General features: G+C 69.0%; 20 protein-coding genes. 11 read left to right on the top strand and 9 right to left on the bottom strand.

Features of this window, described 5'->3' with window-relative positions; all coding sequences use genetic code 11:
- Positions 1-69 precede the first annotated feature (69 nt).
- Both AB0P18_RS02575 and AB0P18_RS02570 read right to left on the bottom strand, forming a co-directional pair.
- Entirely contained in the window at positions 70-1,050 is a 981-nt protein-coding gene (locus tag AB0P18_RS02575; RefSeq protein WP_363358750.1) for an SRPBCC family protein, read from the bottom strand.
- Positions 1,051-1,052: 2 nt separating this feature from the next.
- Positions 1,053-1,433: a metalloregulator ArsR/SmtB family transcription factor gene (locus AB0P18_RS02570; RefSeq protein WP_344051076.1), complete on the bottom strand. Its 381-nt coding sequence runs from the start codon at positions 1,431-1,433 to the stop codon at positions 1,053-1,055.
- 98 nt (positions 1,434-1,531) lie between these two features.
- Here AB0P18_RS02570 and purL point away from each other — a divergent pair, with 98 nt between their 5' ends.
- From purL to AB0P18_RS02535, 7 genes are all read left to right on the top strand, one after another.
- A complete protein-coding gene (purL, locus tag AB0P18_RS02565) occupies positions 1,532-3,865 on the top strand; it encodes a phosphoribosylformylglycinamidine synthase subunit PurL (RefSeq protein ID WP_363358749.1) in 2,334 nt (777 codons plus the stop codon).
- A gap of 10 nt (positions 3,866-3,875) precedes the next feature.
- Positions 3,876-4,007 carry a hypothetical protein gene (locus tag AB0P18_RS02560; RefSeq protein WP_344051070.1) on the top strand — a complete coding sequence of 44 codons (132 nt, stop codon included), beginning with the start codon at positions 3,876-3,878 and terminating at the stop codon, positions 4,005-4,007.
- A 57-nt stretch (positions 4,008-4,064) separates the two neighbouring features.
- Positions 4,065-4,820 carry a hypothetical protein gene (locus tag AB0P18_RS02555; protein ID WP_363358748.1) on the top strand — a complete coding sequence of 252 codons (756 nt, stop codon included), beginning with the start codon at positions 4,065-4,067 and terminating at the stop codon, positions 4,818-4,820.
- Positions 4,821-4,866: 46 nt separating this feature from the next.
- Positions 4,867-5,781 (top strand): hypothetical protein, encoded by a 915-nt coding sequence (locus tag AB0P18_RS02550; protein ID WP_363358747.1) that lies wholly within the window; start codon positions 4,867-4,869, stop codon positions 5,779-5,781.
- 71 nt (positions 5,782-5,852) lie between these two features.
- Positions 5,853-6,509, top strand: a complete 657-nt coding sequence (locus AB0P18_RS02545; RefSeq protein WP_363358746.1) for a hypothetical protein — start codon at positions 5,853-5,855, stop codon at positions 6,507-6,509.
- 77 nt (positions 6,510-6,586) lie between these two features.
- Entirely contained in the window at positions 6,587-8,053 is a 1,467-nt protein-coding gene (locus tag AB0P18_RS02540) for an APC family permease (RefSeq protein WP_344051061.1), read from the top strand.
- A gap of 2 nt (positions 8,054-8,055) precedes the next feature.
- Positions 8,056-8,490: a universal stress protein gene (locus tag AB0P18_RS02535; protein WP_363358745.1), complete on the top strand. Its 435-nt coding sequence runs from the start codon at positions 8,056-8,058 to the stop codon at positions 8,488-8,490.
- A 58-nt stretch (positions 8,491-8,548) separates the two neighbouring features.
- Here the strand turns inward: AB0P18_RS02535 and AB0P18_RS02530 are convergent, their stop codons facing one another.
- From AB0P18_RS02530 to AB0P18_RS02520, 3 genes are read right to left on the bottom strand one after another with little or no spacing between them, the layout of a single operon-like run.
- Positions 8,549-9,448: a glycine betaine ABC transporter substrate-binding protein gene (locus AB0P18_RS02530; protein ID WP_363358744.1), complete on the bottom strand. Its 900-nt coding sequence runs from the start codon at positions 9,446-9,448 to the stop codon at positions 8,549-8,551.
- Between the two features lie 57 nt (positions 9,449-9,505).
- On the bottom strand, positions 9,506-10,411 hold the full coding sequence (locus tag AB0P18_RS02525; protein WP_363358743.1) for an ABC transporter permease subunit: 906 nt from the start codon (positions 10,409-10,411) through the stop codon (positions 9,506-9,508).
- Complete coding sequence (locus AB0P18_RS02520) at positions 10,408-11,748, bottom strand: glycine betaine/L-proline ABC transporter ATP-binding protein (protein WP_363358742.1); 1,341 nt, start codon at positions 11,746-11,748, stop codon at positions 10,408-10,410. The genes AB0P18_RS02525 and AB0P18_RS02520 overlap by 4 nt, the downstream gene beginning before the upstream one ends.
- A 311-nt stretch (positions 11,749-12,059) precedes the next feature.
- Between AB0P18_RS02520 and AB0P18_RS02515 the strand changes: the two genes are divergently transcribed.
- From AB0P18_RS02515 to AB0P18_RS02505, 3 genes are read left to right on the top strand one after another with little or no spacing between them, the layout of a single operon-like run.
- Positions 12,060-12,455, top strand: a complete 396-nt coding sequence (locus AB0P18_RS02515; protein ID WP_344051057.1) for a GntR family transcriptional regulator — start codon at positions 12,060-12,062, stop codon at positions 12,453-12,455.
- Positions 12,452-13,357, top strand: a complete 906-nt coding sequence (locus AB0P18_RS02510) for an ABC transporter ATP-binding protein (RefSeq protein WP_363358741.1) — start codon at positions 12,452-12,454, stop codon at positions 13,355-13,357. The genes AB0P18_RS02515 and AB0P18_RS02510 overlap by 4 nt, the downstream gene beginning before the upstream one ends.
- Positions 13,354-14,040, top strand: coding sequence for a hypothetical protein (locus AB0P18_RS02505; protein WP_363358740.1), 687 nt, complete (start codon positions 13,354-13,356; stop codon positions 14,038-14,040). The genes AB0P18_RS02510 and AB0P18_RS02505 overlap by 4 nt, the downstream gene beginning before the upstream one ends.
- A gap of 96 nt (positions 14,041-14,136) precedes the next feature.
- On the opposite strand, the gene AB0P18_RS02500 is transcribed toward AB0P18_RS02505, so the two are convergent.
- Together AB0P18_RS02500 and AB0P18_RS02495 are read right to left on the bottom strand one after the other, a co-directional pair.
- Positions 14,137-15,225 (bottom strand): ATP-binding protein, encoded by a 1,089-nt coding sequence (locus AB0P18_RS02500; RefSeq protein ID WP_363358739.1) that lies wholly within the window; start codon positions 15,223-15,225, stop codon positions 14,137-14,139.
- A 17-nt stretch (positions 15,226-15,242) separates the two neighbouring features.
- Complete coding sequence (locus AB0P18_RS02495) at positions 15,243-15,566, bottom strand: chorismate mutase (protein ID WP_363358738.1); 324 nt, start codon at positions 15,564-15,566, stop codon at positions 15,243-15,245.
- 106 nt (positions 15,567-15,672) lie between these two features.
- On the opposite strand from AB0P18_RS02495, the gene AB0P18_RS02490 reads away from it, so the two are divergent.
- Complete coding sequence (locus AB0P18_RS02490; protein ID WP_363358737.1) at positions 15,673-16,875, top strand: AI-2E family transporter; 1,203 nt, start codon at positions 15,673-15,675, stop codon at positions 16,873-16,875.
- Here AB0P18_RS02490 and AB0P18_RS02485 read toward each other — a convergent pair.
- Both AB0P18_RS02485 and AB0P18_RS02480 read right to left on the bottom strand, forming a co-directional pair.
- On the bottom strand, positions 16,872-18,131 hold the full coding sequence (locus AB0P18_RS02485) for a beta-propeller fold lactonase family protein (RefSeq protein ID WP_363358736.1): 1,260 nt from the start codon (positions 18,129-18,131) through the stop codon (positions 16,872-16,874). The two genes, AB0P18_RS02490 and AB0P18_RS02485, sit on opposite strands and share 4 nt — an antisense overlap.
- 166 nt (positions 18,132-18,297) lie before the next feature.
- Complete coding sequence (locus tag AB0P18_RS02480) at positions 18,298-19,584, bottom strand: adenylosuccinate synthase (RefSeq protein ID WP_344051037.1); 1,287 nt, start codon at positions 19,582-19,584, stop codon at positions 18,298-18,300.
- Positions 19,585-19,684: the final 100 nt, after the last annotated feature.

The raw sequence follows: 19,684 nt of genomic DNA, 5'->3' as shown, positions 1-19,684 counted from the left end.
CACCCACAGTCTCGACGTGCAGTTGTCGTCTCAGCGAAAAGGGAAAAGGGGAGGGGCGGCGGCGCGGGATCAGACGGACGCGAGCACGGACTCCAGGCGCTGGTAGCTGGTCTCCATGCCCTCGGTCATCCCGGTCGCGAGCACCATGTCGCGCGTCTGGGAGTCCGGATACTCGATGAGCAGCGTGATGAGCGTCGCGCCGTCCTCCTCGTAGAGGTTCATGTCATTCAGCGTCGACGGGAAGTCGGTCCCGGTCATGTGCTCGGTCGTCACGGCGCGCACCGGGGGCTCCGAGAGCAGGGTCTGCCCGTCGAACCCGAACGGCTCCCCCGGCTCGCCCTCGACCGGCTCCCAGGCGTAGCGGTACTGCCCGCCCGCGCTCGGGTCGATCTCGCACACGGTCATGCGCCAGCCGTCCGGTCCGAGAAGCCACTGCGTCATGAGCTCCGGCTCGGTGTGCGCGCGCCAGACGAGCTCGCGCGGACCGTCGATCAGGCGCGTGATGCGCACGTGGGTGTCGTCCAGGATCTCGGTCTGCGTGCCCTTACCGGCGGCGTAGGCGCGCAGCCCCTCGAGCACGCGGTCGAGCTGTCCCATCGCGAGCGTCGAACCCTCGACCATGCCCATCGCGACGACTTTTTCGAGCGCCTCGGCCGAGTCGAAGTACGTCGTGTTGCGCAGCCGCGCGCCCGTCTCGGTCGGCTCGAAGGAGAACACCATGCGCGAGGTCGGCATGTCGGCCAGTACCCGCCCGTCGGCATCCGCGAACGAGTCCAGTGCCGTGAACGAGCGGGGTCCGTCGATCTCGAGGAACTCCCACACCCCGTGATATTGCTCCCCCTGGGGGCTGGTCATCCGGTAGTGCGCTCGCCCACCGACCGACAGGTCGAATTCGGTGAAGGTGGCGGGGTAGCCGGGAGGGCCCCAGAACCGCTCGAGCTGGCGGGGGTCGGTGAAGGCGCCCCAGAGGCGGTCGACGGATGCCGCCACCTCGGCGGTCAGCGTCATGGTGAGCGCTTCAGGGTCGGTCGTGACGTCGGTGACAGGCATTGTCAGTCCCTTTCGGTGTCGGTTCGATCGGAAGACCCGGTATCGGGCGGAGTTTCGGCGAGGAGGGCGTCGAGGCGGTCGATGCGGGACCGCCACAGCTCTTCGAAGCGGGCGAGCAGCACGCGGGCGCGGGCGATCATGTCGGGGTCCGCTCGCACGAGGCGCTCGCGCCCCTCGGCACGCTTGACGATGAGGCCCGCCTCTTCGAGCACGGCGACGTGCTTCTGCACGGCGGCGAAGGACATGTCGTACTCCCGGGCGAGCGCCGAGACCGAGTGCTCGCGCTCGATCGTGCGCCGCAGGATGTCGCGCCGCGTGGCCGCGGCCAGCGCGTGGAAGACGCGGTCGATCCGTTCATCGCTGAGCTCCATTTGTGCAACCATTTGGTTGTACGTTACGCCGAGCACCGGCATCCGTCAACCCTCACCCGCGCAACTAGACTGTTCCGGTCCGGCGTCCCCGAATCCTGGAGCTGAGCCGCGTGACCACCCCCTCCCGAAAGTCCCTGGCCGACACCGTCGAGAACGCCGTCGCGACGCCCGAGAAGGAGCAGCCCTACGGCGCGCTCGGACTCAAGGACGACGAGTACCGGCAGATCCGCGAGATCCTGGGACGCCGCCCCACGAGCGGCGAGCTGGCGATGTACTCGGTCATGTGGAGCGAGCACTGCTCCTACAAGTCCAGCAAGATCTATCTGCGCCAGTTCGGTCAGAAGGTCTCGGACGAGATGAAGGAACGGCTCATGGTCGGCATGGGCCAGAACGCCGGCGTCGTCGACATCGGCGAGGGCTGGGCGGTCACCTTCAAGGTCGAATCGCACAACCACCCGAGCTACATCGAGCCCTTCCAGGGTGCCGCGACCGGTGTCGGCGGCATCGTCCGCGACATCATCTCGATGGGCGCGCGCCCGGTGGCCGTGATGGACCAGCTGCGCTTCGGCGCGATCGACGACCCGGACACCGCCCGTGTCGTCCACGGCGTCACGAGCGGCATCTCGTTCTACGGCAACTGCCTGGGCCTGCCGAACATCGGCGGCGAGACCGTGTTCGACGCCGTCTATCAGGGCAACCCGCTCGTGAACGCCCTCGCGGTGGGCGTCATGCGCCACGAGGACATCAAGCTCGCGAACGCGACCGGTGCGGGCAACCAGGTCGTGCTCTTCGGCGCGCGCACCGGCGGTGACGGCATCGGCGGGGCCTCGATCCTCGCGTCGGACACGTTCGCCGACGGCGGCCCGACCAAGCGGCCCGCCGTCCAGGTCGGCGACCCGTTCGCCGAGAAGGTGCTCATCGAGTGCTGCCTCGAGCTCTATCGCGACGACCTCGTCGAGGCGATCCAGGACCTCGGCGCCGCCGGAATCTCGTGCGCCACGAGCGAGCTCGCCGCGAACGGCGGCAGCGGAATGCGCGTGGACCTCGAGAAGGTGCTGCTGCGCGACCCGTCGCTCACGCCGGAGGAGATCCTCATGAGCGAGAGCCAGGAGCGCATGATGGCGATCGTCGCGCCCGAGAAGCTCGATGCCTTCCACGCGGTCGTGAACAAGTGGGATGTCGAGACGAGCGTCCTCGGCGAGGTCACCGGCGACGGGCGACTGGTGATCCAGTGGCACGGCGAGGTCATCGTCGACGTCGACCCGTCGACCGTCGCCGTCGACGGACCCGTGTACGAGCGCCCGGTCGCCTACCCGACCTGGATCGACGCGCTGCGCGACGACTCGGCGAGCGCGCTCCCGAGGGAGAACGACGCCGAGACGCTCCGCCGCCAGTTCACGCAGCTCGTCGCGAGCCCCAACCTCGCCGACACGTCGTGGGTGACGAACCAGTACGACTACTACGTCATGGGCAACACCGCGCTGGCCTTCCCCGACGACGCCGGCATGATCCGCGTCGACGAGGAATCGGGCCTCGGCTTCTCGATCGCCACCGACTGCAACGGGCGCTTCTGCCAGCTCGACCCGTACGAGGGCGCGAAGCTCGCCCTCGCCGAGGCCTACCGCAACGTCGCCGTGAGCGGCTCCGTCCCCACCGCCGTCACCGACTGCCTGAATTTCGGCAGCCCGGAGAACCCCGAAGTCATGTGGCAGTTCTCGCAGGCCATCGCTGGCCTCGCGGACGGCTGCCTCGAGCTCGGCATCCCCGTGACCGGCGGCAACGTCAGCTTCTACAACCAGACCGGCGACCAGCCGATCTTCCCGACACCCGTCGTCGGTGTCCTCGGCATCATCGACGACGTGGCGCGCCGCATCCCGAGCGGGTGGCAGGACGAGGGCGAGAACCTCTACCTCCTCGGCGTGACAGGCACCGAGCTCGACGGCTCCGCCTGGGCCGGAACCGTGCACGGTCACCTGGGCGGTCGCCCCCCGGCAGTGGATCTCGGCGCCGAGAAGAAGCTCGCCGAGCTGCTGCACGCGGCTTCGCTGCAGTCGCTGGTCTCCAGTGCGCACGACCTGTCCGCCGGCGGCCTCGCGCAGACGCTCGCCGAGGGCGTGCTCCGCTTCGGCGTGGGCGCCCGCGTGTGGCTGCGCGAGATCATGGAGCGCGACGGGGTGGATGCCGCCACCGCGCTGTTCTCGGAATCGACGGGTCGCGTCATCGTGAGCGTGCCGCGCGAGGACGACGTCAAGTTCCGTGGCTTGTGCGAGGGTCGAGGCTACCCGGTGCTGCGGATCGGGGTGACCGATGCGCCCGGCGAGGACGGCGAGCCGGCCCTCGAGGTCCAGGACCTGTTCACGCTGCGGCTGAGCGAGCTGCGGAGCCTGTCGACCGAGACGCTGCCCGCCGTCTTCGGTGCCACCGTCACCGAGCCGTCGAAGTAGGCTGTCGGTCATGTCCGAGGACGAATACGCCGACTACAACGAAGCCCGCCAGCGCCGCGTGAAGATCGTCGCCTGGGTGGTCATCGTCTCGCTCATCCTCGTCGGCGGCGGCGCCACGGTCCTGGCCCTCATCTTCGGCTGACCTGCGCATCGCCTGACCCCCGGTTCTGCCGGAGGGTCCGCGGATTACGATGTCCTGGTGGAGATGATCCTCCTGATCGTCGAGAGCTGGTGGTGGGTCGCACCCGCGGCCGCCGGGGCCGGCGCCGCGACGTACGCCGGAGTGACCGCCAGGGGTCGCCGTGCGAGGAGACTCGAACTGGATGCCGCGCGGCGCGAGGTCGCGCTCGCCTCCCGGGCGCTCATCTCCGCGCGCGTCCGGGTGCGCGAAGCGCAGGCCGCCGTGCTCGCCGCGCGCGCCTCGTCCGCTCCCCCGACGCTCGGCGAAGCCCTGCTCGGCACCCCCGCGACGGCGCAGGCGCGCCGCGCACTGCAGGAGGCCAAGCTCGCGCAGAAGTCCGCGGCGATGGTGTTGCGTGCGCGCCGCGCCCGCGTGAAGGCGACCACTGCCCAATACCACGCGGCGTCCTCCACCGATCCGCTGCCGATCGAGCGGCTGTACCGCGCGCACGACGCGGTCGTCGCCCGCTGGATGGACTACGAGACCGATCCGGCGAAAGCGATCGCCTACCCGCAGCTGAGCGATACGCGCGAACCCGCGACCCTGGCGTTCTTCCGCGCGTACCGCGCGGCGCAGGACGTGCGTCCCGCCTCTGCGCGCGAGCGGATCCCTCCCGAGCAGTACCTCGCGTATCGCGACGCCGTCGCCGCGCTCGAGGCCGCGTTCGACGAGGCCGAGCGCGCGGCGGGTGCCGCGCCGCGTCCGACGGCACCGCCGACCGGGATCTGGCAGATGCCCGCCTGGATTCCGCTGCGGATGCCGACCTCCGACTGACCTGCGAGCAGGCGAGCCTGCCGGAGGCGGCGGTTAGCATGACAGGGTGGAACCTTTCTTCTCGTTCCTCGGGGGCTACTGGTGGCTCGTCTTCCCGCTCATGGGAGTGATGGGCGGCATCGGCAGCGCCTGGGAGCGCGGCGCCCGGCGCCGCCACAAGCGTCGGCTCGAGGTTCTGCACGCCAAAGCGGAGATCACGGCCGCCAAGGCCGGCGTACGTCCCCCCGCAGTCGCGGCGGCCGACCTGCCGCCGATCGAGACGGCGACTGCGGCCCCGGCATCCGCACCGGAGGGAACGCAGCTCGAGCGGCTGTTCGTCTCGCACGACGCCGTGACCGCACGGTGGCTCGAGTACGAGCTCGACGTGGCGAAGCTCATCGCGTTCCCCGCGATGAGCGACGGCCGCCAGCCCCTCACGGCCGCCTTCCTGCGCGCCAAGCGCATCGCGGACGGCCTGCGGCCGGCATCCGCGAAAGCACGTCTGACGAAAGAGCAGCTCACCGAGTACCGCGACGCGGTCGTGGACTACGAAGTCGCATTCGACGTGGCCGAGCGCGACGCCCGCCGCGTGAAGGACTCGTCGTTCACCACGGTCGAGCGCAAGCGCCTGGACACCGCGAAGCAGCTCCTCACGATCGCGATCGATGAGGCCGCCACCCCCGCCGAGCGCCAGGTCGCGTACCGGCGGGTCCGCGAAGAGCTCGATGGGCTCATCTCGCTCTCGGACGAGGCGATCGAGGTGCTCGAGGCGAAGGTGACGCTCGAGCTGACGACGGGTCGGCAGCCCGCGGTGACGGATGCCGCACCTCCGCGCGAAACGGAGGCCTCGCCGACGGAAGCCCCGCAGACCGCGGGTCCGCGGACGCCGGCCCCCTCTCCACAGCCGGCGCCGTGGCCCGTACCGGCCCGGAGCGCGGACACCGCCCCCGGCCGGGTTGTCCGCCCCAAGCCGCACCTCTGACGCGACGCGCGACGAATTGTGACTGTCATCCAAAGGTTGACATTCACAACTTGAGTACGTAGGTTCGACCCATGAGCGGACCAGCCTCGGCGAACGGTTCCTCCCTCGCCGATCTCGCTTCTCTCGTCGATGCCGCGGACGAGGAATTACGGCGCCCGGCGGGTGATGAGGTCGTGATGATCCGTCGGGCCGACGAGCTGGTCCGACGTTCGCAGGAGCGACTGAGCGAGCTCGTGTCGACCGCACGCTCATCGGGTGTCTCCTGGCAGACGATCGGCGACGCGCTCGGCGTGAGCCGGCAAGCGGCGTTCAAGAGATTCGGCACCAGGGACGAGGGGCAGACGATGGCTGCGCAGACGACAGACCTGTTGGAGCGCACCCGGGACGTGTTCGCGAGTCTGGATGCAGGGGACTACGAGTCCGTGCGATCCCACATGACGTACACGTGCGGTCGCACATTGACCAAGCGCACACTGATGGGCGTCTGGCAGCAGGTCCGGAGCGACTCCGGTCGACTCGAAGAATGCGCCGAGGTGACGGCGCAGACACCGGACGGCCGCACCCCGCTGACCAAGCTGGCGAACAGACACCTGAGCACGGGAGCGATCATCCAAGCGACCCTGCGCCACGAGGCAGGCGAGTGGATGGGTCGCGTCGCCTACAACGGCGCCGGCAAGATCACCGGCATCCTCATCGCTCCGCCAGGTTCCCGCGATCTTCCGTTCTAGGACCCCGCCCTCGTCCCCCCACCCCGTCCTGGGGACAGACCCTCCGCGACCACCCGCTCGCGGGGTAGGGTCTGCGGATGGCTACGTCCGCCGAAGCATCCGTGTCCGCGCCGAGCCCGCTCAAGCGGTCGATCACGGTCAAGCAGCTCTACTTCTACGTCGTGGGCGACGTCCTCGGCTCGGGCATCTACGTCCTCGTCGGACTCGTCGCGGCGGCGGTGGGCGGCGCGTTCTGGATGGCGTTCCTGGTGGGCGTTGCGATCGCCGCGGTCACCGGCCTCGCCTACGCCGAGCTCGTCACGAAGTACCCGCAGGCCGCCGGTGCGTCACTGTACGTCAACAAGGCGTTCCGCAGCCCTGCCCTCACCTTCTTCGTGACGATCTGCATGCTCTCCGCCAACATGGCCGCCGTCGGCTCACTCGCCTCAGGGTTCGTCCGCTACTTCGCGGGTCTGATCGGCCTGCCCGAGGACGCGATCTGGGCGGCGACCGCCATCGCCCTCGCGTTCGTGGCGGTCATCACCCTCATCAACCTCATCGGCATCACCGAATCGGTCGTCGCGAACGTCGTGATGACCTTCATCGAGCTCACGGGTCTCGTGATCGTGATCATCATCGGCGCGATCGCGCTCTTCGAGGGCGTGGGCGATCCGGCCGTGCTGCTGCAGTTCAACGTCGACGGCGGTGGCGGCTCGGCGATCCTCGCGGTCCTCGCCGGTGTCTCGCTCGCGTTCTTCGCGATGACAGGATTCGAGAACGCCGCGAACGTCGCCGAGGAGACGATCGACCCGTCGCGCGCGTTCCCGCGGGCCCTGATCGGCGGGATGCTGACCGCCGGCATCGTGTACGTGCTGGTCTCGATCGCCGCGGCACTCGCCGTTCCGATCTCGACCCTCGCCGGGAACACCCTGCTCGAAGTGATCCGCGCAGACCTCTTCTTCATCCCGGCATCCGTGATGCTCGTCGTCTTCGGGATCATCGCGATGATCGCGATCAGCAACACCACGCTCGTCACCGTCGTGGCCCAGGCCCGCATCCTGTACGGCATGGCCCGCGAGGACGTGGTGCCGGCCGTGTTCGCCAAAGTGCATCCGGTCCGGCGCAGCCCCTACGTCGCCCTGCTGTTCGGCGGCGCGGTGGTGGGTGCGCTCCTCGTGGTCGGTGCGATCATCCGCAGCGGCCAGGGCGGGCTCGCACCCGAGGACCAGCTCGACATCGTCGATCGCCTCGCGACGATCACCGTCGTCTTCCTGCTGTTCATCTACGCGCTCGTGATCGTGTCGTGCCTGAAGCTGCGCGGCAAGGACGAGCGACCGGACACGTATCGGGCGAACACGCCCCTGTTGATCGCCGGCATCATCGGCAATCTCGCGGTGCTCACGTACACGCTGATCGACGACCCCGAGGCGCTGTTCTGGGTGGCCGGGCTTCTTGCCGTCGGACTCGTCCTCTACATCTGCGAGCGCCTGTTCGGCAAGAAGCGGCTCCGACCGCCGGGAGTCGAGCGCGGCGACCCGTCGGCGACGCTCGAGAAAGACGCCTGACCGTGCACGTCATCGTCGCCACCGACGGCTCGCGGGCATCGCTCGACGGGGCGCGCCAGTTCATCGGCTTCGCGGACGGGGATGCCGTCACCGAAGTGACCGTCGTGGCAGTGGTCAGCCCATACGCCGCCGCCCCGTTCGCGAATGAGATCGGCCCGACCCGGACACCGCTCATGACCTCGCTAAGCTTCGCCGACGACGCACGCGTCGCCGCGGAGACCGTGGCCGCGGAATTCAGCGCGTGGGGACCCCGCGTGCACACCCAGGTGCGCAGCGGCTCGCCGGCGCAGGAGATCATCCGGGCGGCGGAGGAGACCGACGCCGCACTCATCGTGCTCGCGGCGGGCAGCCGCGGGCTCAGTCGTACGATCCTGCTCGGCAGCACCGCCTCGCGCGTCCAGCACTCGGCGCCGTGCGCCGTGCTGGTGTGTCGCTGACGTCCCGAACGCACGGAACCCGTGCTCTGAGTCAGAGCACGGGTTCCGTCTGCGGAACTCAGGATGTGAGCGAATCCACCCACTCCTGGTTCTCGGCGATCCACTTCTGCACCGCCGGGCCGTAATCGCTGCCCTCCGCTTCGTTGAACATGGCGTTCTCGAGCGAGGCGAGCGTGTCGGTGTCCATCGCGAAGTCCTTCAGCCAGCCGCTCAGCGTCGGGAAGTTCTCCTCGAAGCTCTTCCCGCCGAACGAGTGGATGCCCTCCGCGTCGCCGAGCGCGCCGTCCGGGTCTTCCAGGTCCTTGATCGGGAACGCGTCGTAGGCCCAGTGCGGGCGCCAGAGCGTGACGGCCACGTTCTCCCCCGCGTCCGTCGCGGCACTGAGCTCGGCGAGCATCGCAGGTGTCGACGAGGTCAGGTACTCCATGTCCTCGAGGCCGTAGGCGGGGATGACCTCGTCCTGTGTCACGCGATTCAGCCCCGATCCCGGCTCGATGCCGACGAGCCGTCCGTCGAACAGGTCGGCGTTCTCGGCCAGGTCGGCCAACGAGTCGACGGGCGCGTCCTCGTTCACGGCGATCGTGAGCTTGGCGTCCTCGTTCCACGCACCGAGGTCGACCATCTCATCGCCGTACTCGTCGATGTAGTCCGCGTGCGTGATCGGCAGCCAGGTGTCCAGCACGACGTCGTAGTCGTCGTCGCTCAGGCCCTGGTAGACGGGCGCGGGGTCGGCGTACGCGAGTTCGACGTCATATCCCTTGTCCTCGAGGATCGCCTTCCAGAGTTCGCTCGCGGCGATGCCCTCGTCCCAGCCGTTGAAGACGGCGATCTTCAGCGACTCGCGATCGCCGTTGTCCAGCGTCGCGGCGGGAACGCCGCCGGCGCACCCGGCCAGGACCAGGCCCAGGCCTGCGGCGACTCCGACGGAGAGGGTGCGGGTGAGGTGGTGCTTCTTCATGTCATGCTCCTGTCTCCCGCGCGGCGCGCGGGTGGGGAAATGGATGGGGTTCCGCGATCAGACCGACACGGGGGCCGTCTGCCGCGCGTCGGGTGCGGCATCCGTATCGGCCGTCTTCGTGCTGCGGGGCCGACGGACGCGGCGCGTCGCGAGAGCCCCGGTGATGCGATCGAGCAGGATCGCGAGGATCACGACCGACAGGCCGGCCTCGAAGCCGAGCCCGACGTCGATCCGGTTGAGCGACTGGACGACCTGACCGCCCAGGCCGCCGGCCCCGACCATCCCCGCGATGACGACCATCGACAGCGACAGCATGATCACCTGGTTCACGCCCGCCATGATCGACGGCATCGCGAGAGGCAATTGGATCTGTCGCAGGATGCGGCCGGGCGAGGCGCCGAAGGCGAAGCCCGCCTCGACGACCTCCTTGTCGACCCCGCGGATGCCGAGCTCGGTGAGCCGGACCCCAGGGGCCATCGCGAACACGATCGTCGCGACGATGCCCGGGACCACGCCGACACGGAAGAGGATCAGCGCGGGGATCAGGTAGACGAACGCCGGCATCGTCTGCATGAAGTCCAGGATCGGGCGGATGATCCGCGACGCCGCGTCGTTCCGGGCGGCGAGGATGCCCAGCGGCACCGCGATCACGACGGCGATCGTGCTGGCGACCAGCACGAGGGCGAGTGTGTCCATCGCGTTTGCCCACTGGTCGACGCCGACGATGACGAGCAGTCCGACCAGCGCGCCGACGCCCAGGCGCCATCCCTTGATGATCCAGGCCAAGGCGGCCAGCGCCGGGATCACGATCCAGAACGGGGGCGCCGAGAGCGCGAGGTCGACCAGATCGTAGAAGGTGAGGAAGACTGCGCGGATCCCGTCGAAGAGGCCTCCCAGCGTGACGGTGACGATCTCGACGAGAGCCTCGGCCCACTCACCGAGGGGCAGACGGATGCCGGTCATCGGGCGCCCCCTTCCGTCGGCGCGGCCGCGACCATCGTGGCGGCTCCGGCGCGGGAGTCGGTCTCGTCGGCGGACGAGTGCAGTGTCGAGGTGAAGACCTCGAGCGGGATCGTGGTCGGCGGCAGCTCGACCTGGGGGAGTTCACCGGTGTCCGTGGTGACGTTGCCGAGGGCCGCGAGCAGCGTGAGACGGGGAACGATCCCCAGGAGCCGCCGCTGCTCGTCGACGACGGCCAGGGGAAGCTCCGACTCCACCGCGCTGCCGAGCAGGTCGGAGAGGAACTCGTCCGGTCCCACGGTCGGGACGTCGTCGCGGATGACGGAGTCCAGCGTCCGGACGCCCCGGCGCACGAGTGCGAGGACATCGCGGTCGTGCACCACGCCGAGCAGGCGGCGGCCGCCACCCACGACGTACAGCAGAGACGTCTGCAGGTCGCGCATCGTCCGCAGCGCCGCTCGTGGCCCTGCGCTCGCGCTCATCACCGCGCGCGGCTTGTCCATCACGTTCGCCGCCTGCAGCACGCGGGCGCGGTCGACGTCCTGGACGAACTGGGCGACGTAGTCGTCGGCGGGATCCGTGAGGATCTCCTCCGCCGTCCCCTGCTGCACGATGCGTCCGTCGCGCATGACCGCGATGCGATCGCCGAGGAACATCGCCTCATTCAGGTCGTGGGTGATGAAGATGATCGTCTTGCCGAGCTCCTGCTGGAGCTCGATCAGCTGCTCCTGCATCTCACGGCGGATGAGCGGATCCAGTGCGGAGAACGCCTCGTCCATCAGGAGGATGTCCGTCTCGGCGGTGAGGGCGCGGGCCAGACCCACCCGCTGCTGCATTCCGCCGGACAGCTCATGGGGCATCGCATCGGCGCGGTCGCCGAGACCCACCTTCTGCAGGATCGCGCAGGCGCGCTCCCGGCGTTCGGGCAGAGGAACGCCCTGGATCTCCAGGCCGTACGCGGTGTTCTCCAGAACCGTGCGGTGCGGCAGGAGGGCGAAGTGCTGGAAGACCATCGAGATCGACGTCCGCCGGATGCGCCGCACGTCCGCGGGAGCGGCCTTCGTGATGCTCTCACCCTGTACCTTCACTTCTCCCGCGGTCGGGGGCAGCAGGCCGTTGAGCATCCGGATGAGCGTGGACTTGCCGGACCCGGACAGACCCATGATCACGAAGATCTCCCCCGGCGCGACCGTGAAGGAGGCATCGATCACTGCGGCGGTTCCGGCTTCGCGGATCTCGTTGCGCCCCTTGCCGGCGCGGAGGGCTTTGAGGACGGTGGACGGGTTGCGTCCGAAGATCTTGTAGAGGCTGTCCGCCTCGAGAGCGTGCGCGACTGTCACTGTGTGTACCTCGGCGGTCCGCTGCGCGTGGAGCCGCATCGGTTACGCCCGGGTGACGATCACAGGCGGGGGCTCACGCTCCGTCCGCGCAGGCGGATGCATCGGGCATCCGCCGAGATCGTCGACCGTACGTCCTGCGGGAGCGCCATCCGAAAGGCCGCACCCCGCCGGACGCGGACTGGGTCGTCTGGCCATGAATGGCCTTCTCCACGCTAACAGCGGTGCCCCGGGGCCCGTCAAATCGGCGGGTTGACGCCGGTCGAGTTCTATGGTTACTTAGTCAAGTAATTAACCCACAGACCGGAGCCGACGTGATCGAAGAAGGCAAAGCGCTGTTCCTCCAGATCGCCGAGAGCGTCGAGGACTCGATCATCGACGGTTCGCTCGCCGAAGAGGCGCAGGCCCCGTCCACAAACGAACTCGCCGCGTTCTTCCGCATCAACCCCGCTACGGCCGCGAAAGGAGTCGCCATGCTCGTCGACAAAGGAGTGCTCTACAAGCGTCGCGGCATCGGCATGTTCGTCGCGCCGGGCGCACGCGAACTGCTGATGACCGAGCGGCGCGCCGTCTTCGCCGACCGCTTCGTCGCGCCCCTGCTCGCCGAAGCCGACAAGCTCGGGCTCGGTCCCGACGAGCTCACGCGTCTGATCCTCGACCGCGCCGACGCCCAGGGCGCGGCATCCCCCCAGGAAGGAGCGGCCCGATGACCGCTGTCATCGAGGTGCAGAACCTCACGAAGCGCTACCGCGACATCACCGCCGTCGATGACGTGTCGTTCGCGATCGAGCAGGACACGATCTACGGCCTGCTCGGCCGCAACGGCGCCGGCAAGACGACCGTGATGTCGATGCTCACCGCCCAGAACTTCGCCACGAGCGGTGACATCCGCATCTTCGGCGAGCACCCGTACGAGAACGCGCGGGTCCTCGAGCGCATGTGCTTCGTGCGCGAGAGCCAGCGCTACCCGGACGACGCGAAGCCCGTCCACGCGTTCCGGTCGGCGCGGCTGTTCTTCCCCCGGTGGGACGAAGAGCTCGCCCAGCGCCTGATCGCCGACTTCCAGCTGCCGACGAATCGCCGCATCAAGAAGCTCTCACGCGGGCAGCTGTCGGCGGTCGGCGTGATCATCGGTCTCGCCTCGCGCGCCGAGATCACGTTCTTCGATGAGCCCTACCTCGGCCTGGACGCCGTGGCCCGGCAGATCTTCTACGACCGGCTGCTCGAGGACTACTCCCTGCACCCGCGGACGATCATCCTGTCCTCGCACCTGATCGACGAGGTGTCCAACCTGATCGAGCGCGTGCTCGTGATCGATGCCGGTCGCATCATCATGGACGAGGCGACGGATGCCGTCCGCGACCGCGCCTCCACGATCGTCGGTGACAGCGCCGAGGTCGACGCCTTCGTGGCCGGACGAGAGGTCCTGCATCGCGAGAGCCTCGGCCGCGTGGCCTCGGTCACCGTGCTCGGAGCGCTGAGCGCGGCGGACCGGGTCCGACTCTCCGACCTCGGCCTCGATGTCGCGCCCGTCTCTCTGCAGCAGCTGATCGTCCGTCTCACCCAGCACGCCGCCGAACAGGCGGCACCGACCCCGGAGGTGGCCCGATGAGCCGCACACTGAACGTCGTCCGTCTGCAGCTGGTCAACAGGATGACCTTCCTGTGGATCCCGCTGATCATCCTGTTCGGCACGCTCGCGTTCACGCTGATCGTGTACAGCATGCTCCCGCCCGGCGCGGTGAAGTACGGCGGCGGGGTCCAGGCGCCCCTCTGGTACTTCCTCGCGATCGGCATCCAGGCGATGGCCTACTCGTTCCCGTTCTCCCAGGCGATGAGCATCACCAGACGGGAGTTCTTCTTCGGCACGCTGCTGACCGCGGGTCTCACCGCCGGCATCCTCGCGATCGTCTTCGTCATCGGCGGCTTCATCGAGCAGGCCACAGGCGGCTACGGGCTGAGCGGCTACTTCTTCTACATCCCGTGGCTGTGGGATGCCGGGTGGTGGGCGGCCGGGATCGCCTTCTTCGCGATCGCGATGTTCATGTTCGTGATCGGCTTCTGGGCGGCGACGATCTACAAGCGCTGGGGCGCCCTGGCGGTCACGCTCGCCATGGTCGGCATCGGGGCGCTCCTGGTCGGCGGCCTCTGGATCACCGGACGGCTGAACGCGTGGGCGCAGGTGTTCGGGTGGCTGGCAGACCAGGGCACCCTCGGCTTGACGCTCTGGGGCATCCTGATCACGGCGGTCCTGGCGACGACGGCCTTCCTCACGCTGCGCCGCGCCACTCCCTGACCCTCGAAACGGGTGATGTCGTCGAAACAGGGGCGCACGACGCCCTGCCTCGGCGACATCACCCGTTTCGGTGACGGCGGCGCCGGCGCCGCCGGGTCAGCGCAGCGGCACGGGCACGTCGCTGCCGCCCTCGCGGGTGAGGCGCGCACCCATCTGCACCAGGCTCGGCTGCTCCACGAAGCCGCCGGCGAACAGCGCCTGACCTTGCGCGAACGCGGTCGCCCGGTTGAGCAGCGAGTCCGGCGCGTAGCCGAACATGCCGCCGAGCTCGGCGAGGTCCCGCGGCGAGCTCATCCGCATGAGCGCGAGATTGTCGCACTGCGACAGGGCGTTCACATGCACTTTCGACGGGCGCTGGGTCGACAGGAGCAGCCACAACCCGTACTTGCGGCCCTCCGCGGCGATCTGCACGATCCGCTCGGTCAGCAGCTTCTGCACCGGGGTGACCGGGTCGGGCGTGCAGAGGTTGTGGGCCTCATCGATCACGATGAGCCGGCCGATGCGCTGCTCGCGGGTCTCCCAGAGGTGGTCGAGCACCGCGAGCGCCGCGGCGCGGGACTCCATCGGCGTCGGGAAGCCGCCGAGGTCCACCACCGTCGCGTCGGGCTTGTCGTCGATGTCGTCCGTGACGGCGCGCTTGCCCCACGCCCACAGGTTCCACTGCACGACGCCGAGGTTCTCCAGGCGCATCGCGAGATCGTGACGCACGCGGTCGGGGTGGGCGCGCATGAACCCCACGATGTCGTGGTCGGGCACCAGGGAGAGCTCGGGCTCCAGGCGCAGCAGCGCGTTGAAGTCCTGCGGATGCAGCAGCGGGTCGATCTGCAGGATCGCGGCACGCGAGCGCAGAGGGAGCTGCATGAACCGCACGTGCAGGGGGTTCTCGGCTCCGGGATTGGACCGGAGCACTCGGATGTCGCGCTGCGCGAGCTCGGCCGCCTCGCTCGCGGGAGCCGATTCGTGGAGCTCGCCGAGCTTGACGAAGTCCGAGTTCGGATCGAGGATCACCAGCGGCAACCGCGTGTGCAGCATGATCTGCTCGAGGGCCACGCCGAGCGCATACGTCTTGCCCGAGCCGCTCTGCCCGCACCAGAATGTGTGGCGGTTGAGCTTGTTCGCGAGCAGGTGGGCCGGGGCGGCATCCTCGGATTCGAGCAGCGTGCCGATCGTCAGTTCATGGGCCATGGCGAGGGTCCTTCCGCTCAGCGCTCTTCGGCGGCTTCGACGTGATGCCTGATCACTTCGGCGACGACGAACGAGAACCACTTCTGGGCGAACTCGGGGTCCAGCTCGGCATCGATCGCGAGAGTGCGCAGACGAGCGAGCTGCTGCTCCTCGCGGGCGGGGTCGGATGCCGGCATCCCGTGCTCCGCTTTGAGCTTGCCGACCTGCTTCGTGGCGCGGAAGCGCTCGGCGAGCAGATACACCAGTGCGGCATCCACGTTGTCGATGCTGCCGCGCAGTCTTCTGAGCGTCTCGAGCGCTTCGGCGTCGGCGATGCCGGGCTCTGCGGAGTGATCGGTCATGCCCCGACGATACCGGTCGCCGCCGTCCGCGACCCGGGACGGCGGGCGCACATTCACCCGGCCCGGGTGAGTGATGCGCGCCATGCCGCGCCCTAGAGTGTGAGCCATGACCGATGGCACCCCTTCGCCCGCAGCCCGCTCGGATGCCGCCGGAGCGCCAGCCGCGGCGCCCGCTCCGGCGACGCCCGCGGCCGAGAGCACCGACACCGGCGAGGTGATGGTCGCCGCGACGAGGGCCAGCGATCGGGGCGGTCGCCCGTTCTGGGCGCACTTGGACAGCCCCTTCACCGCGGGCCTGCTGCTCACGATCGGCGGCCTCGTCGCGATCCTGCTCGGGATCGCGGTCACCAACATCGCCACGATCCTGATCTACATCGCGCTGGCGATGTTCGCGGCTCTGGGACTGGATCCCGTGCTCAGGTGGTTCGAGCGCCGCAAGGTCAAGCGCCCGTGGGCGATCACGATCGTGTTCCTGATCCTGGGGGTGATCGCCACCGGTGTGATCCTCCTGGTCGTGCCCACCCTCATCAGCCAGGTGAGCTCGTTCATCACCGGCATCCCCTCGATGATCTCGGACTTCCAGAAGAGCGACGTCTACGCGACGCTGGAGGGCATCTTCGGAACGGGGCTGAACACGATCACGAGTGAGATCCAGTCCTTCATCACGAATCCGTCGAACATCGCCGCGATCTCGGGCGGGCTGCTCAAGATTGGCGCGGGCATCGCGGCGGCGATCTCGGGGGGACTGATCGTAGTCGTCCTCACGCTGTACTTCGTCGCCTCGCTCCCGGCGATCAAGGAGTCGCTCATGCAGTTCGCGCCTGCGCGCAACCGCGTCAAGGTCCGCGCGATGACGAACGAGATCACGGAGTCCATCGGCAGCTACCTGATGGGGATGGTCGTGCTCGCGTTCTTCAACTCGATCGTGGCCTTCCTGCTGCACCTGGTCCTGGGGCTCCCCTACCCGCTTCTGATGGGCGTGCTCGCGTTCATGATCACAATCATCCCGCTCGTGGGTCCGGTCCTGTACTGGATCACCGCGAGCGTGATCGCGCTGTTCACGAGCCCCGTCTCGGCGCTCATCTTCGCGATCTGCTACCTGATCTACATCCAGATCGAGGCCTACGTGATCACCCCGAAGGTCATGAGCAAGGCGATCTCGATCCCGGGCTCGCTCGTCGTGATCGGTGCGCTCATCGGCGGCACGCTCCTGGGCCTGCTCGGCGCGCTGATCGCCGTGCCGGTCACCGCCTCGATCCTGCTCATCATCAAACAGGTGTACATCCCGCGGCAGGACGCGAAGGTCTAGTTCCGCGCAGGGAGCAGGCACGTCGGCGACGGTGCCGGAACGCGGTGGCGCACCCGTCCCGGCACGCCCGTGCGTTCGTCCAGCGTCAGCGACACGACCTCGTCGGAGCGCTGACCGGCCACCAGAAGCGTGTCGCGGGCGATCGCGTGGTGGCGGGGCCAGTCCACACCGGAGTCGACGAGGGCGACCGGCGCGAGCGCGTCGCCCGCACCCTTCACGCGCACGACGGCGATCGTGTTGCTGCCGCGCACGCCTGCGTAGAGGAAGTGACCGTCGCGGGATGCCGCTAGTTCGGCCGCCGTGTCGCCGTCGAGCGTCCCGGCTCCGAGGACCGAACCCGAGACGACCCGCCAGCGCCCGCTCGGGTCGGGGGCGAGCGCGAAGACCTCGCGACTGAGTTCGGTCACGACGTAGAGGTGCCCGCCCGGGTGCCACACCGTGTGGCGCGGGCCGCTGCCTCGCGGCAGGACGACCTGCTGCACTTCGCGGAGCCCGGAGCCGTCCGCCCGCCAGAACCGCACGAGATCCCAGCCCATGTCGGTGGTCGCGATCAGTCCTCCGGGGAGGAAGACCGCCTGGTGCGCGCGCGAGACGCGGGATGCCGCCTCCGCGGACTCCGCATCCGGCTCGGGGTCGGCGGGCTCGGCGTCGTACTCCGGCACGAGGTGCCCGTATTCGTCGCCGGCCGCCGCGCGCAGCGCCCGCGCCGCGGCGGCGAGATCCACACCGCGACCGAGGTCCACGCCGGCGCTCAGATCGGCGCTCCGGTACGGGTCGACGCGTGCGGACAGATCGACGGCGCCGCCGAAATCGGCGGGCTCGGCATCCGGTCCGTAGGGGTCCGACCCCGCGGCACCGATCGCCGGCGCGGATGGTCTGCCGGCGGCATCCAGTCGCATCCGCACGACGCGGCCGTCGCGCCAGCAGCTCGCCACGAGCGACCCGCCGTCGGGGGCGACGGCGACGTGGCACACGGCTTCACCCGCCTCCACCGGCCCGCCGAACGGTTCGAGCGTTCGCTCACCGGTGCGGCGATACGCACGGACGGTCCCCGCGTCCTCGATCGCGGCGTAGACCACGTCGTGCTCGGGATGCTGCGCCACCCACGACGGCGAGCCGTCCGCGCCGACCGCATCCCCGACGAAACGCAACTGCCCACCGGCCAGGATGTCATCCGCCGCGCCCGCATCGAGGACCCCGATGCCCGTCGCGTTCCCGCCGGAGCGGGCCGTGTATCCGCCGACCCAGAACCTCATGCCGCCATCCCCCGTGCCGAGATCCCGCATCCCGAGATCCCGCATGCCGAGATCCCGCATGCCGAGATCAGGAGTTTCGACTGACACAGGCCGTTCAGCAAGGCATTGGACCTGCGTCCGCCGAAACTCCTGTTCTGGACGAACGCCGTGACGCGCCGGAAGCGCATCAGTCGACGAGGTCGTGGCGCACGATCACGGCGTCGCGGGAGGGCCCGACGCCGATGACCGAAATGCGCGTGCCGCTCATCTCCTCGAGGGCCAGAACGTAGTCCTGCGCCGCGAGCGGGAGGTCCTCGAAGGTGCGCGCACCCGAGATGTCCTCCTTCCAGCCCGGGAAGTACTCCAGGATCGGCTTGGCGTGGTGGAAGTCGGACTGGTTGACGGGCACCTCGTCGAAGCGCGTGCCGTCGACGTCATACGCCACGCACACCGGGATCTCGTCCAGGCCCGTGAGGATGTCGAGCTTGGTCAGCACGAGGTCGGTGATCCCGTTGATGCGAGTCGCGTAGCGCGTGATCGGGGCGTCGTACCAGCCCACCCGGCGGGGGCGACCGGTGGTCGTGCCGAACTCGAACCCGCGCGAACGCAGCCACTCCCCCTGCTCGTCGAACAGCTCGGTCGGGAACGGTCCGGAGCCGACGCGCGTCGTGTATGCCTTCACGATGCCGACGATGCGGTCCAGGCGATTGGGTCCGACGCCCGAGCCGGTGGCGGCGCCACCCGCAGTGGCCGACGAGGAGGTCACGAACGGGTACGTGCCGTGGTCGATGTCGAGCATCGTCGCCTGGCCGCCCTCGAACACGACGACCTCACCGGCATCCAGGGCTTCGTTCAGCAGCAGCGAGGTGTCGCACACCATGTCCTTCAGACGCGGCGCATAAGACAGCAGGTCCTCCACGACCTCGTCGATCGTGATCGCGCGCCGGTTGAACACCTTCACCAGGAGATGGTTCTTCTGGTCGAGCGCCCCCTCGACCTTCTGGCGCAGGATGTTCTCGTCGAAGAGGTCCTGCAGGCGGATGCCGACCCGGTTGATCTTGTCCGCGTACGCCGGCCCGATCCCCCGCCCCGTCGTGCCGATCATGCGCTTGCCGAGGAAGCGCTCGGTGACCTTGTCGAGCGTGCGGTGGTACTGCGTGATGATGTGCGCGTTCGCGCTGATCTTGAGCTTCGTGGTGTCCAGGCCGCGGGCGTTGAGCGCCTCGAGCTCGGCGAACAGCACCTCGAGGTCGACCACGACGCCGTTGCCGATCACGGGGGTGACACCGGGCGAGAGGATGCCGGAGGGCAGCAGGTGCAGCGCGTACTTCTCGTCGCCGATCACGACCGTGTGGCCGGCGTTGTTGCCGCCGTTGAACTTCACCACCACGTCGGTGCGCTCACCGAGCAGATCGGTGGCCTTTCCCTTGCCCTCATCGCCCCACTGGACTCCGACGATCACGATGGCGGGCATGTTCACTCCTCGGGAAGGATCCGACGGTACACCCCATCCTATCGGGGCCCCTCCGGCGGCCCCCGGATGCCGCCTCGCCGGGTCTCGGCGTCGATAGGGT

This window comes from Microbacterium sp. NPDC064584, from assembly GCF_040687315.1.
Taxonomy (GTDB): Bacteria; Actinomycetota; Actinomycetes; order Actinomycetales; family Microbacteriaceae; genus Microbacterium; species Microbacterium lacus.
Note: the sequence above shows the minus strand (reverse complement) of the source record. Positions and strands in the feature narration are given on the sequence as shown.

Excerpts from the sequence above, each read along its gene's own strand:
- AB0P18_RS02530 (WP_363358744.1), bottom strand. The coding sequence starts at position 9,448 with ATGAAGAAGCACCACCTCACCCGCACCCTCTCCGTCGGAGTCGCCGCA.
- AB0P18_RS02525 (WP_363358743.1), bottom strand. The coding sequence starts at position 10,411 with ATGACCGGCATCCGTCTGCCCCTCGGTGAGTGGGCCGAGGCTCTCGTC.
- AB0P18_RS02575 (WP_363358750.1), bottom strand. The coding sequence starts at position 1,050 with ATGCCTGTCACCGACGTCACGACCGACCCTGAAGCGCTCACCATGACG.
- AB0P18_RS02570 (WP_344051076.1), bottom strand. The coding sequence starts at position 1,433 with ATGGTTGCACAAATGGAGCTCAGCGATGAACGGATCGACCGCGTCTTC.
- AB0P18_RS02485 (WP_363358736.1), bottom strand. The coding sequence starts at position 18,131 with ATGAGGTTCTGGGTCGGCGGATACACGGCCCGCTCCGGCGGGAACGCG.
- AB0P18_RS02540 (WP_344051061.1), top strand. The coding sequence starts at position 6,587 with ATGGCTACGTCCGCCGAAGCATCCGTGTCCGCGCCGAGCCCGCTCAAG.
- AB0P18_RS02480 (WP_344051037.1), bottom strand. The coding sequence starts at position 19,584 with ATGCCCGCCATCGTGATCGTCGGAGTCCAGTGGGGCGATGAGGGCAAG.
- AB0P18_RS02545 (WP_363358746.1), top strand. The coding sequence starts at position 5,853 with ATGAGCGGACCAGCCTCGGCGAACGGTTCCTCCCTCGCCGATCTCGCT.
- AB0P18_RS02510 (WP_363358741.1), top strand. The coding sequence starts at position 12,452 with ATGACCGCTGTCATCGAGGTGCAGAACCTCACGAAGCGCTACCGCGAC.
- AB0P18_RS02495 (WP_363358738.1), bottom strand. The coding sequence starts at position 15,566 with ATGACCGATCACTCCGCAGAGCCCGGCATCGCCGACGCCGAAGCGCTC.
- AB0P18_RS02560 (WP_344051070.1), top strand. The coding sequence starts at position 3,876 with ATGTCCGAGGACGAATACGCCGACTACAACGAAGCCCGCCAGCGCCGC.
- AB0P18_RS02500 (WP_363358739.1), bottom strand. The coding sequence starts at position 15,225 with ATGGCCCATGAACTGACGATCGGCACGCTGCTCGAATCCGAGGATGCC.
- AB0P18_RS02505 (WP_363358740.1), top strand. The coding sequence starts at position 13,354 with ATGAGCCGCACACTGAACGTCGTCCGTCTGCAGCTGGTCAACAGGATG.
- AB0P18_RS02490 (WP_363358737.1), top strand. The coding sequence starts at position 15,673 with ATGACCGATGGCACCCCTTCGCCCGCAGCCCGCTCGGATGCCGCCGGA.